The sequence below is a fragment of the Ralstonia sp. OTU4908 genome (genome assembly GCF_038440115.1).
Lineage (GTDB): Bacteria > Pseudomonadota > Gammaproteobacteria > Burkholderiales > Burkholderiaceae > Ralstonia > Ralstonia pickettii.
Genome location: NZ_JASATD010000009.1, coordinates 112,417 through 124,653 on the forward strand (window position 1 = coordinate 112,417; position 12,237 = coordinate 124,653).

The 12,237-nt window shown below is 63.4% G+C and carries 12 protein-coding genes; 2 read left to right on the plus strand and 10 right to left on the minus strand.

The genetic code is table 11. The features are described 5' to 3' along the window. Window positions 1-52: 52 nt before the first annotated feature. The 6 genes from AAHM38_RS10585 to AAHM38_RS10610 all read right to left on the minus strand — a co-directional run bounded on the left by AAHM38_RS10585 (window position 53) and on the right by AAHM38_RS10610 (window position 6,237). Window positions 53-913 carry an anti-sigma factor family protein gene (locus AAHM38_RS10585; RefSeq protein WP_012763143.1) on the minus strand — a complete coding sequence of 287 codons (861 nt, stop codon included), beginning with the start codon at window positions 911-913 and terminating at the stop codon, window positions 53-55. A gap of 8 nt (window positions 914-921) precedes the next feature. Then, complete coding sequence (locus AAHM38_RS10590; RefSeq protein WP_012763144.1) at window positions 922-1,503, minus strand: RNA polymerase sigma factor; 582 nt, start codon at window positions 1,501-1,503, stop codon at window positions 922-924. A 25-nt stretch (window positions 1,504-1,528) separates the two neighbouring features. Then, the gene (locus tag AAHM38_RS10595; RefSeq protein ID WP_012763145.1) at window positions 1,529-1,957 is read right to left on the minus strand and encodes a COG4315 family predicted lipoprotein; all 429 of its coding nucleotides are present in this window, start codon (window positions 1,955-1,957) and stop codon (window positions 1,529-1,531) included. Window positions 1,958-2,065: 108 nt separating this feature from the next. Continuing rightward, window positions 2,066-3,253, minus strand: a complete 1,188-nt coding sequence (gene ccsB, locus AAHM38_RS10600) for a c-type cytochrome biogenesis protein CcsB (RefSeq protein ID WP_012763146.1) — start codon at window positions 3,251-3,253, stop codon at window positions 2,066-2,068. A 7-nt stretch (window positions 3,254-3,260) separates the two neighbouring features. After that, the gene (locus AAHM38_RS10605; protein ID WP_012763147.1) at window positions 3,261-5,465 is read right to left on the minus strand and encodes a cytochrome c biogenesis protein ResB; all 2,205 of its coding nucleotides are present in this window, start codon (window positions 5,463-5,465) and stop codon (window positions 3,261-3,263) included. 112 nt (window positions 5,466-5,577) lie between these two features. After that, window positions 5,578-6,237, minus strand: coding sequence for a c-type cytochrome (locus AAHM38_RS10610; protein WP_012763148.1), 660 nt, complete (start codon window positions 6,235-6,237; stop codon window positions 5,578-5,580). A gap of 256 nt (window positions 6,238-6,493) precedes the next feature. Between AAHM38_RS10610 and yihA the strand changes: the two genes are divergently transcribed. Further along, the gene (gene yihA / locus AAHM38_RS10615) at window positions 6,494-7,195 is read left to right on the plus strand and encodes a ribosome biogenesis GTP-binding protein YihA/YsxC (RefSeq protein ID WP_012763149.1); all 702 of its coding nucleotides are present in this window, start codon (window positions 6,494-6,496) and stop codon (window positions 7,193-7,195) included. A gap of 150 nt (window positions 7,196-7,345) precedes the next feature. Continuing rightward, complete coding sequence (hemB, locus tag AAHM38_RS10620; protein ID WP_009241904.1) at window positions 7,346-8,341, plus strand: porphobilinogen synthase; 996 nt, start codon at window positions 7,346-7,348, stop codon at window positions 8,339-8,341. Here the strand turns inward: hemB and dsbD are convergent, their stop codons facing one another. The 4 genes from dsbD to AAHM38_RS10640 all read right to left on the minus strand — a co-directional run bounded on the left by dsbD (window position 8,342) and on the right by AAHM38_RS10640 (window position 12,217). Then, window positions 8,342-10,180 (minus strand): protein-disulfide reductase DsbD, encoded by a 1,839-nt coding sequence (dsbD, locus tag AAHM38_RS10625; RefSeq protein ID WP_039373388.1) that lies wholly within the window; start codon window positions 10,178-10,180, stop codon window positions 8,342-8,344. An 18-nt stretch (window positions 10,181-10,198) separates the two neighbouring features. After that, window positions 10,199-10,537, minus strand: a complete 339-nt coding sequence (gene cutA / locus AAHM38_RS10630; RefSeq protein WP_009241902.1) for a divalent-cation tolerance protein CutA — start codon at window positions 10,535-10,537, stop codon at window positions 10,199-10,201. A 158-nt stretch (window positions 10,538-10,695) separates the two neighbouring features. Further along, a complete protein-coding gene (gene rplQ, locus AAHM38_RS10635; RefSeq protein ID WP_009241901.1) occupies window positions 10,696-11,094 on the minus strand; it encodes a 50S ribosomal protein L17 in 399 nt (132 codons plus the stop codon). 142 nt (window positions 11,095-11,236) lie between these two features. Next, window positions 11,237-12,217, minus strand: coding sequence for a DNA-directed RNA polymerase subunit alpha (locus tag AAHM38_RS10640; RefSeq protein WP_004634508.1), 981 nt, complete (start codon window positions 12,215-12,217; stop codon window positions 11,237-11,239). Window positions 12,218-12,237 lie beyond the last annotated feature (20 nt).

The following is a 12,237-nucleotide window of genomic DNA, read 5'->3' on the forward strand; positions in this document are numbered from 1 at the left end:
TGGTCGTTCCAGCGCTGCCGACCTGACAACGCATGGCGAAAAAAATGTAGCGCTATTCCTTGCGCGGCGCCGGGCCGGTGAATTCGCTGTACTGCCGAAACACGACCCGCGCCACTTCCAGCAACTGCGCCCGCGCAAGCGGGCCAGCGACTGCAAACCCAAGGCCGTGATCCGCCCAATAGAACGCCATCGGCGGCGGGTGATCGACGGCAGGATGGATCGCCTGCAGCACACGGTTGTCGGGGGCGAGCGTCTCCAGCCGGAAGCCGGTATCGCGATTGCTCGGCATGCGCCGCAACTGCACGGAGATGCGCGTGCCGCCGGGCCCCTCATACATCAGCATGGCCGTGGGCGCATCGGCCACGACCGTCTGCCGTCCGCCGATGAGCCGGTAACCCAGCGATCTTAGATCAGGCACATGCAACTGGGCGTCAAGCCGACGAGACAACCATGTGACCAGATGTGCCTCTTCGTCGGCCGGCACTTCCACAATGTGTTTCGACTCGGGAGCGAAGACGACGTGCGATACGAGTGCGTCATTGGCGAACCGCTGCATGGGCATGGTGCGCTCGACGACACCTCGGCTCAGCCAGCCGGCCCCGGACCCGATGGCCAGGCAGGCGACGCTTAGCGCCACCACGCCCCAGTTGCGCATCGCGCCAAAGCCGGTCGCCGTGGGCCGGCGTGCCGCCCCGAGGATCGCTGCCGGAATCCGGCGCTGCGGCACCGGTTCGTTGAGCAACGGATCGAGCGCGCGGTGCAACTGCGCGTCCGTTTCGCGCCAAGCCGCAACTTCGGCCGCGGCACCGGGGTGCGCGGCAAGATAGGCCTCAACCTCAGCGCGGCGTGCCGCTGGCAAGCGGCCGTCGGCGTACGCATGGAGTTCGTCGATATGAATGGAATTGGAGGACATGGCGAGCCTCACTTCACGCGGTGCAGCATTGCGCTGCCGCCGTCGCCGGGTGCCGAAAATACACCGGATGCAATGGGCGCCCCCTCAAGTGCCACACGCATCCGCTCGCGCGCACGCGACAGACGCGACATCACCGTACCGACCGGCACGCCCAGCACGTCGGCGGCTTCCTTGTAGGCGAACTGCTCCAGACCGACGAGCAGCAAGACCGCGCGCTGGTCTTCAGGCAGCGTCGCCAGCGCGCGCAGCAGATCGCGGCGCAACCCGGGGTCGTCGTCGACGGGGATATCAGGGGGCACCTCGCTCAGCTCGAGCCGATCGGGCCGGCGCACGGCGTTCAGGTGCAGCCGATGCATGATGGTCAGCAGCCAGGCAAACAGCCCATCACTCTCATCCTTGACTCCGATCTGGCCGATTTGGCCGATCGGGCCGAGCCGGGGGCGCAATTGGAAGCGCCAGCGGTACCGCCAGGCGCGTTCAAGTGTGTCCTGGAGGAGGTCGTCGGCGCGGCTCGCGTCACGCACGAGGCCGCGCGCGTGCCGGCGCAGGCGAGGGGTGAGTGCAATCAGCCGGCTGGCCAGATCGGACATGGAAGCGCGAGCGTGGGCGGCGTGCTTACGGCTTGGCGATGTGCCAAACGTTCATGAAGCCATCGCCGGTCTGGTCACCCGGCATCTTGTCCTTGGTCCAGAGGTAGAGCGGCTTGCCGCGGTAGGCCCACTGCTTCTTGCCGTCGTCGCGCGTGATGATGGTGTAATCGCCGGACGGCTTATCGGCATCGTTGGCGGCCAGCGGCGGCCAGTTGTCGGCGCACTTGCCATTGCAGGCGCTCTTGCCGGCCGTGGCGTCACGGTCGAACGTGTAAAGCGCCATGCCGTGCTCATCCGTGAGCGTGCCGTTGGTCACCTTAACAGCCGACGGCGTCGACGACGCCCCCATGCCCATGCCGCTGCAGCCTGCCAAACCGAATGCAGCGAGCAGCGCGGCGCCGGCCAACGCGGCGCGCGGATTGAACAACTTCTGGGAAGCTGCAGACTGGCTCATCTTCTTCTCCTTGGATGGAGAGGCGCGCCGATCGCGCCCTCACTGAGCAGTAAACACGCCAGGCGCGTCTTTATTCCAGTCTGCCGAGATTTTTTTGTGACTGACGGCTTACAGCTCGCCGTAGCTGTGCAGGCCCGAGAGGAACATGTTCACACCGAGGAAGGCGAACGTCGTCACCAACAGGCCGATCAGCGCCCACCAGGCCGCCATGCGACCACGCAGGCCCTTCATCAGGCGCATGTGCAGCCAGGCGGCGTAGTTCAGCCAAACGATCAGCGCCCAGGTTTCCTTCGGATCCCAGCTCCAGTAGCCGCCCCAGGCGTCAGCCGCCCACAGCGCGCCGAGAATCGTGGCGATCGTGAAGAACGCAAATCCAACGGTGATGGCCTTGTACATCACGTCGTCCAGCACCTCGAGGGACGGGAGCCGATCGGCCAGCACGCCGTGCTCCTTCAGCAGATAAGCCGCACCGACCATGGCCGACAGGGCGAACGTGCCGTAGCCGATGAAATTGGCCGGTACGTGGATCTTCATCCACCAGCTCTGCAATGCCGGCACCAGCGGCTGGATCTCCTGCGCGCCGCGCGACACCGTGTACCACAGCAGAAAGCCCACCGCCGCCGACACCACCAGCATCACGAAGGGGCCCAGCGCGCGCGTCTTGTAACGCTGCTCGTAGTACAGATAGAAGAGCGAGGTGATCAACGTAAAGAGGATGAACACCTCGTACAGATTCGAGATGGGGATGTGACCAATGTCTGCGCCGACCAGGTACGACTCGTACCATCGCACCAACATGCCGGTCAGGCCCAGCACCACCGCTGCCCAGCACAGCTTGCTGCCGATGGCCCCGCCCGCTTCCCAGCGCAGCGCCAGCCCAGTCCAGAAGAACAGCGTGGACAGGAAGATCAGCGCGCTCATCCACAGGATGGCGGACTGGCTGGCAAGGAAATACTTGAGGAAGAAGGCGTGTTCAGCGCGGGCGAGATCCGGCCCATTGGCGCCGGCGTATTGCGTGATGCCGAACAGCGACAACACGGCGATGCCGATCATCAGTACGCGCACCGGCTTCCACGTCCAGCCCAGCCATGCGAAGGCAGGCACTGCGGCAACGAGAATGCCGCGCTCGTAGCCGTCCATGTAGGCCCCGTAGCGCGAGAAGGCGTAACCGGCGCCGGCGGCCAGCATTGCAGCAAACAGCCAGTCAAACCAGCCCAGGCGGCGGAAATACGACGCACGCTTCAGCGCACCCAGATCAGCGCTCGCCACGGTCGTTTGGGGATTGGTCGCTTCCATCACCTGCTCACTTCGTTGGTTTGGGGTCGACGCTCGCTGCACTGGCGGCATCGGGGGCGGCTTGGGCACCTGCCGCGGCGCGGATATCGTGCTTGAGGCGCTCGAACTCGCGGTCGAAGTCGAGCGTGCGGCGCATGGTCGACATGGCGGTCAGCACATGTGCACCGGAGGCGCTTTCGTTGGCATGACCGGATTGCGGTCTGATCCACAGCCACCAGCGGCGTTCTCGCACGTAAAACATGGAAAACACGCCCAGCACCAGCAGCAGCGACCCAAGATACACGATGTTTTTGCCCGGCGCACGCGTGAGCTGGAAGACGCTCGCCTGCACCTGCTGGAAGTCGCTCAACTGCAGATAGACCGGCGCCCCATAGAAGACATTGTCCGACAGCGCGTTGATGGCGCTCTGCAACCACTGGCTGCTCGCGGCATCGACGGTTGGCGCAGGCTGCCCGTCCTGGGCGCGGGCCAATTGCCACAGTTCCCACATGGAACTGTTGATGATCTTCATCAGCACATCGGCGGCCTTCTCACGCTCGCCTTCCGGCACCGATTTCTGCAGGAACGTGGCCACCGCGGCAAAGCCGCCCTGTGCACCTGCGGAGCCGTCCTTCACGTCAGCGGCGCCGGCAAAGAGATCGAGCGCGCGACGGGCGCTTTCCATCAACTGGTTGCGCAGTTCCGCGCGCTGCTCGCCGGGCATGGAGAGCAGCGAAAATCGGCGCGCCGCTTCACCCCGCATCGCCGGATTCTGCAGCGCGGCGCGCAGGCGCATCCAGTCGGCCACGGTGCCTTGCGCATCGGCAGGAATGCGCAGATAGCGGAACGGCTCGTCCGGCTGCGAGCGCATGCCGGCCAGGAACACCGATTGCCCGTCGAGCGTGACCGGCAGCATGTAGTTGCTGAACTCGTGTGCTTGCCCGTTAGCGTCGCGCAGCTTGTACTGCACCGACGGGCCGACGTTACGCAGGTCGCGCTCGCGCGTCATCTTGGTGACGTTGCCAAGCTCCGCGCGCAGACCGTTTTCCGCGCCGCCCTTTTTGCCGACGCCACGTGCGTCCTGCTTGCCGGAAGCGTCCGTCACCGTTTCGACATTCATCAGGCGGAAGTCGGAGAACTCGACCGTGTAGTCGCCGCCCTTGCCGGTGAGCTTCGAGCTTTCGCCGACGACGCCCGACATGTCGAACGTCTTGGCGTTGTCGCCGTGCATCGGATAGCCGATCAACTTCAGTTTCGAGCCGCCATCTTCAAAGCTCGACTGATAGATCGCCACGCCGTCATACACAAACGGCTTGTTCACCTCCACGCGCGCAGCGGTCTGCTTGCCGGTGCGGCGGTCGGTCACGACGATGTCGCTGGCGAACAGCTTGGGCATGCCGGTCGAATAATGCTCGACGGTGAACTTCTTGAGCGTGATCGTGAACGGCAGATCCTGGATCAGGGCGCCATCCGCGATGTTCAAAATCGCCGTGCTGACGGTCGAACCTTCCGGCACGAAGGCGTTGCCGCGAAAGCCCGGGTTCGACGTCGACAGCCGATGCTCCGGTCCGATGTCGCTGATCACCGCGTTGCCCTTGATGGGCGACTTGCCGCCAAACCACATCTGCGCGCGGATCATCATGTCGCCGTCGAGCAATCCGCCGATGCAGATCACGACGATGGCCGTGTGCGCCAGGATGTAGCCGATCTTGTTGCCCGCCCCCGCCTTTGCCGTGATGAGCGTCGCTCCACCCTCCCGCGCGAACGCCTTGATGCGGAAACCTCGGTTCTGCGCAAGCGCGGCCAGGCGTGCCGTCACGGTGGCGATATCGACGGGGGAATCAAATTCGTCACGGTGATGGAACGCGCGCAGGCTGCCTTCGCGCACGTTCTCGCGCCAGGCGCGCATGTCGGCCAGCATCTTGGGCGCATTGCGCACGATGCACAGCGAGGTCGAAACCACCAGGAACGTCAGGATCAGCAGAAACCACCACGCGCTATAGACGGTCGGCAGCGTCAGCGATCGGAATACGTCGGCCCAGAACGGCCCGAATTGGTTGACGTAGTTCGGATACGGATCGTTCTGCTTGAGCACCGTGCCGATCACGCTGGCGATGGCGATCACCGTCAGCAGGCTGATCGCAAAACGCATCGACGACAGCAGCTCGACCGTTTCGCGCAACGCGCGACGACGGGAGCGAATCTGGACGCCGGAAGTGGAGACCGAAGACATGCGGGGAAAAAACCTGTTCAGAAACGAAAACAGGGTGGCGATGCCAGGCGCATTGCCACCCTGTTCTTCTTATTGATTGTGCGGCCGTCACATGACAGCCGGGTGCGGCAGATTAGCGCAGGCCGGCAATGTAGTCGGCCACCGCCTTGATCTGCTGGGCCGTCATGCGACCGGCCAGGTCGTGCATCTGTACGCTGTTCTTGCGGGCGCCGCTCTGGAAGGCCACCAGTTGAGCCTCCGTGTATTCAGAGAACTGACCGGCGATACGCGGATACTGCGCCGGGATGCCAGCACCCGTCGGGCCGTGACAGCCTGCGCACGCTGCGATACCGCGCTTGGCGTCCCCGCCGCGATACAGCTTCTGGCCCAGTTCGATCGTGTCCTTGCTCTTGGCCGATCCCGGCTTCCAGGCCGGTTGCTTGCCCAGGTAGGCGCCAATGTCCTTCATGTCCTGATCCGACAGCGCACTGGCGTACAGCGACATGACCGGGTGGTTGCGATCAGTCTTTGCCTTGAAATCCTTGAGCTGCTTTTCGACGTATTCGGCGTGCTGGCCGGCCAGCTTCGGGTTGACGTTCATGGCGCTGTTGCCGCCGGCGCCGTGACAACTGGTACACGCGGGCACGCCATTGGCCGGCACACCGTTGTTGAAGATCGTTTCGCCGCGCGCGGCGTCGGCCTTGGCGACTTTTTGCTCTTCGGCATGGACCACGGAAAAGGCCGATGCCAGGGACAGCGTTGCGACAGCAAAAACGTTCGCGATGCGGTTCATTCGCACACCTTGTTTAGATTGTTTTCGAATGCTGCGTGCGCCGCCCTATGCGGGACCCTGCGGCGCCGGGCGCCCCCTTCTCCTCGTGCCGGATCAGCGCATGAAAACGGACCGGCCCGGGCCTCGGGGCGGTCCTGCGACGGATCTGGTGGGGACGTCCGTAAACCGGCGTATTGTACAATAACACCTCTGCAATGCGACCTCGCGGCGCAGCAACCACGCAGTTCTGAACTGCAGTTTACAGGTACTGCCGCGCATGTCGCTTCTGCATCAAGCCCGTTTCTTCATCACCGTCAATCATCTGCGTGATTTACCGGCGACCGCCGTGCCGGAAGTCGCGTTTGCGGGCCGCTCCAACGCAGGCAAATCGACCGCAATCAATATCCTGTGCAATCAGAAGCGGCTGGCGTTTTCCAGCAAGACGCCCGGCCGCACGCAGCACATCAACTACTTCTCGGTGATGCCTGCCAAGGCGGAAGACCCGCTCGGCTTTCTGGTCGACCTGCCCGGTTACGGCTATGCCGAAGCACCTGGCGAGACGAAATCGCACTGGGTTCATCTGCTGGGCGACTACGTCCAGGCGCGCCAACAACTCGCCGGGCTCGTCATCATGATGGACGCGCGCCGGCCGTTTACCGACCTCGATTGCCAGATGGTCGAATGGTTCCTGCCGACAGGCAAGCCGATCCACGTGCTGCTCACGAAGGCGGACAAGCTGACCAATAACGATGCCTCGCGCGCGCTCATGGCGGCACGCAAGGTGCTGGCCGATTACCGTGCGCAGATCGACGGTGATGTGTCGCTGACGGTGCAGCTGTTCTCGAGCCTGAAGCGCCGCGGCATTGAAGAAGCGCAGCGAATTGTCGCCGGCTGGCTGTGCCTGCCAGAGGCGCTGGAGCCCCAGCCGCAAGCCGAACAGGCAAAAAAAACCCCGTCGCCAAACGCGCAACGGGGGTAACGACCCCATCGAGCCATCGATGGGAACCCGCGTCAGGGAGGAGCCGCGGGGGACGCTGCATCAGCGTCGCTGGCGCATTGTCCGTGCATAGGATGGATAATCGCGACAAAGGTTTCGAAACTTCACAGTGTGTTCTTAGGGTCTGCTGAAATGATCGCGAGCTTCCCCGACCATCGTCCGCGCCGCATGCGCCGCGACGATTTCTCCCGCCGCATGATGCGCGAATCGCGCCTCACTCCCGACGACCTCATCTACCCCGTCTTCATCCTGGAAGGCACCAATGTGCGCCAAGCCGTGCCGTCCATGCCGGGCGTGGAGCGCGTGTCGATCGATGTACTGTTGGGCGTGGCAGAGCAGTGCGTGCAGCTTGGCATTCCAGTGCTGGCGCTGTTCCCTGTCATCGAGCCGTCGCTCAAGACGCCGGATGGCATCGAGGCCGCCAATGCGGACGGACTGATCCCGCGCGCGGTGAAAGCGCTCAAGGCGCGCTTCCCTGAACTGGGGATTCTGACCGACGTGGCGCTCGATCCGTACACGAGCCACGGCCAGGACGGCGTGCTCGATGCCAACGGCTATGTGCTCAACGAAGAGACCGTCGACATTCTGATACGCCAGGCGCTGGTGCAAGCCGAGGCGGGCGTGGACATCGTCGCGCCGTCGGACATGATGGATGGCCGCATCGGTGCGATCCGCCTGGCGCTGGAGAACGACGACCACATCTACACCCGCATCATGGCCTATGCGGCAAAGTACGCTTCGGCGTTCTACGGCCCGTTCCGTGATGCGGTGGGCTCGGCCGCCAATCTGGGCAAGAGCAACAAGATGACTTACCAGATGGACCCGGCCAACTCGGACGAGGCGTTGCGCGAAGTGGCACTCGACATCGCCGAAGGCGCCGACATGGTGATGGTCAAGCCCGGCATGCCGTACCTCGATATCGTGCGACGCGTGAAGGATGAGTTCCGCTTTCCCACGTACGTCTATCAGGTCAGCGGTGAATACGCGATGCTGAAGGCCGCCGCGCAGAACGGCTGGCTCGATCACGACAAGGTCGTGCTCGAGTCGCTGCTGGCGTTCAAGCGCGCCGGCGCGAACGGCATCCTGACCTATTTCGCGCTGGACGCCGCACGCCTGCTGCGCGGCTGATCAGGTGGAAGCCTTCGCCGGCTGTGCTGCGCCGCTTGCACCGAGCGCGCGGCGCAGGCTGGCGAGAAACGTATCGGCGCGCTCAAAGCCGATCACGCGAGCCTGAACCTCGCGGCCCTGCGTATCAAAGAAGACCGTGCCGGGCGGGCCGAATAGGCCGAAGCGCTTGAGCAGCGCTTGGTCGTCCGCATTATTGGCAGTCACGTCAGCCTGCAGCAGCACCACATCGGCAAGCGCCTTGCGCACACGCACATCGGTAAAGGTCAGGCGCTCCATCTCCTTGCAGCTCACGCACCAGTCGGCGTAGAAATCGAGCATCACAGGTTTGCCCGCTGCGCTAGCGTTGCGCACTTCGGCACCAAGCTCAGTCACGCTCTTCACGCGCTTGAAGGTCAACGTGGAAGTACTCGCCACCGTCGAGGCACGCAGTACGCCCGCCAACGGCTGCAGCGGATCGCGCCCGCCTGCGGCCACGCCCACCAATTGCGCCGCGCCGGCCAGCGCCAGCACCACGCCAATCACCTTGCCCAAGCGCTGCACGTTGCCTGCGCCATCGGGCAGCGAATCGAACGTCCGCAAAAACACGGCCGCGCCAATTAGCAACGCACCCCAGCCAACCATCGCCACCCACGATGGCAACACAGGCTGCACGATGTACCAAGCCACCGCCAGCAGGATGAAACCGAAGACCGCCTTGGTCACCACCAGCCAATGCCCCGAACGTGGCAGCAGATTGCCCGCACCCACGCCCACGAGAATCAGCGGAACGCCCATCCCCATGGACAGCGCGAACAGTGCCGTCCCACCCACCGCCGCGTTGCCCGTCTGCGAGATATAGACGAGCGCCCCCGCCAGCGGTGCCGTCACACACGGCGACACAATCAAGGCAGACAGCGCGCCCATGACGGCAGCACCTACCACCTGACCGCCACTGAGCTTGTTGGATGCCTGCGTCAAGTGGTGGTGCCACGCCGCCGGCAATCGCAGCTCGTACAAGCCGAACATCGATAACGACAGCAGCGCAATCAGCAGCGCAAAGGCACCCAGCACCCAGGCATTCTGCAGCGCCGCCTGCAGCCCCTGGCCTGCCAGCCCGGCCGCCACGCCAAGCGCCGTATAAACAATAGCCATGCCGAGCACGTAGCCCACCGACACGAATGCCGCCCGCATACGCGTGGCGTGCTCCCCCACCACAATGGCTGACACGATCGGCAGCATCGGCAGCACACACGGCGTAAAGGTCAGCAGCAAGCCCAGACCAAAGAACAGCGCGGCGATCGCGCCGAGGTTGCCGCTATCGAGCGTGCTGGCAATCCGTCCTTGTTTGCCTTCGGGCTCGATGCTGTCTGCCGCCGTGGCAGCCGGAGCGACCGGCACGACCGAAGCGGACGACGGACGCACCTGGAAGCGGCTCTTCATCGGCGGGTAGCACAGCCCTTGATCCGCGCAGCCTTGCGAAGTGACGATCAGCGTGAACGGCACGGAGGCGCTTTGCGCCCTCACGTGGAAGACGAGTTCGTGGCGATAGGTTTCCACCTCTTTGCCGAAGTTTTCGTCGCGCTTGATCTTGCCAGCAGGGAGCTCGAGCGGCGCGAATGTGACGGTTGCCGGATCCGCAGCGACCGCCAGCCGCTCGCGATACATGTAGTAGCCGTCAGCGATGCCGAACTTGACCTCAACGGTTTGCCCGTCCACCTGCATGGCGGAAAAGCGGAAAGCTTGCTCGGGTGGCAGGAACTCGTCTCCGCCGTAGGCAGGCACGCGCAACATCGCCACAGCCATTAGCAACATCAGCAGTTGCAGCACACGCCGCATCGACGGAAACGAAGAGGAAGTCATATCAACGGCAATCGAACATCAAACAGAAGCGGGGCGCGTTTCGCCAGCTACCCACGCAAGATAGGCCAGCAAACCGGCTACCACTGGCACAGCGATGATTTCAGGCACCTCATACGGATGGGCCTGGCGCACCGCGGCCTCCAATTGGGGGTAAGCGGCACGCGTGGTCTTGATCAGCAAGGGGATCTCCGTTGCGCGCTCCAACACGCCGTTCCACCAGTACGTTGAAGCGCACTCTGACAAGCGATTGACGCAGGCTGCCGCCCGCGATTCCAACACGAGTTGGGTAACCCGGTCGGCACTGGCAGCATCAGGCACGTTGGTCAAGACGAGCAGCACATCGGTTCCGTCAGACATTTGTTCTCCACACACGTGTCCGGGCTGAAAGAAGACCCGACGCAGCTAACAAAAAAGCCAGGATGCGAATCCTGGCTTCATTGTAATGCGCATGAAAACACGCATTTGGCGGCTCACCCGGCGCGACGTCATGTCACACAGGCAAACCTAGGCTGACCTTACTCGGCAGCAGCTTCGGCATCGACTGCTTCAGCAACTTCCGGACGGTCCAGCAGCTCGACCAGCGCCATCGGCGCATTGTCGCCCTGGCGGAAGCCGAACTTCAGGATACGGGTATAGCCGCCCGGACGGGTCGCGAAACGCGGGCCCAGTTCGTTGAACAGCTTGGTAACCATGTCGCGGTCGCGCAGGCGGGCGAATGCCAGACGGCGGTTGGCGACGGTGTCCTTCTTGGCCAGCGTGATCAGCGGCTCGACAACCTTGCGCAGCTCCTTGGCCTTCGGCACGGTGGTCTTGATCAGCTCGTGCTGCAGCAGCGAGTTGGACATGTTGCGCAGCATCGCGAGACGGTGCGACGAGGTGCGGTTCAGTTTCCGCAAACCATGACGGTGACGCATGATGATTCCTTCTTAAGAGTGTTTGACCAGCTCTTCTATCACCTCTTGCGAGGCGCGGGCCGGTAGCCTTTAACAATAGGCCGTTCAGACAGCAACGGCGGGAAAACCGGCCGATGCGAACGCACCGGCCGAGCACTGCAACTTACTTCTCCAGACCTGCGGGCGGCCAGTTCTCGAGCTTCATGCCGAGCGTCAGGCCACGCGAAGCGAGGACTTCCTTGATCTCGTTGAGCGACTTGCGACCCAGGTTCGGGGTCTTGAGCAGTTCGTTCTCGGTACGCTGGATCAGATCGCCGATGTAGTAGATGTTTTCCGCCTTCAGGCAGTTGGCCGAACGCACCGTCAGCTCCAGGTCGTCGACCGGGCGCAGCAGGATCGGATCGATCTGCGGTGCACGGGCGGCGGCGGCCTCGGCGGCGCTTTCAGTGCCTTCCAACGCGGCAAACACCGACAGCTGATCCACCAGAATGCGAGCCGACTGGCGGATCGCCTCTTCCGGCGAAATCACGCCATTGGTTTCGATGTTCATCACCAGCTTGTCGAGGTCGGTACGCTGCTCCACGCGAGCGGACTCAACGGCGTACGACACACGGCGCACCGGCGCGAACGATGCGTCCAGCACAATGCGGCCGATGACCTTGCTCGACTCATCGCCGAACTTGCGCACGTTGCCCGGCACATAGCCGCGGCCTTGCTCGACCTTCAGCTGCAGATCGAGCTTGCCGCCAGCCGACAGGTTCGCAATGACGTGACCCGGGTTGATGATTTCGACATCGTGCGGCAGCTCGATATCGGCCGCAGTCACCACGCCTTCGCCTTCCTTGCGCAGCGACACCGTGACTTCATCACGGTTGTGCAGCTTGAACACCACGCCCTTCAGGTTCAGCAACAGGTTGACGACGTCTTCCTGAACGCCATCGATGGTGGAGTACTCGTGGACGACCCCAGCGATCGTCACTTCGGTCGGTGCATAGCCGACCATCGACGACAGCAGCACGCGGCGCAGCGCGTTACCGAGCGTGTGGCCGTAGCCGCGCTCGAACGGTTCCATGACGACCTTCGCGTGATGATCGCCAAGCGGCTCAACCGCAATAATTTTGGGCTTCAGGAGTGCTGTTTGCATTAGGTTGTCCTATTTCAATA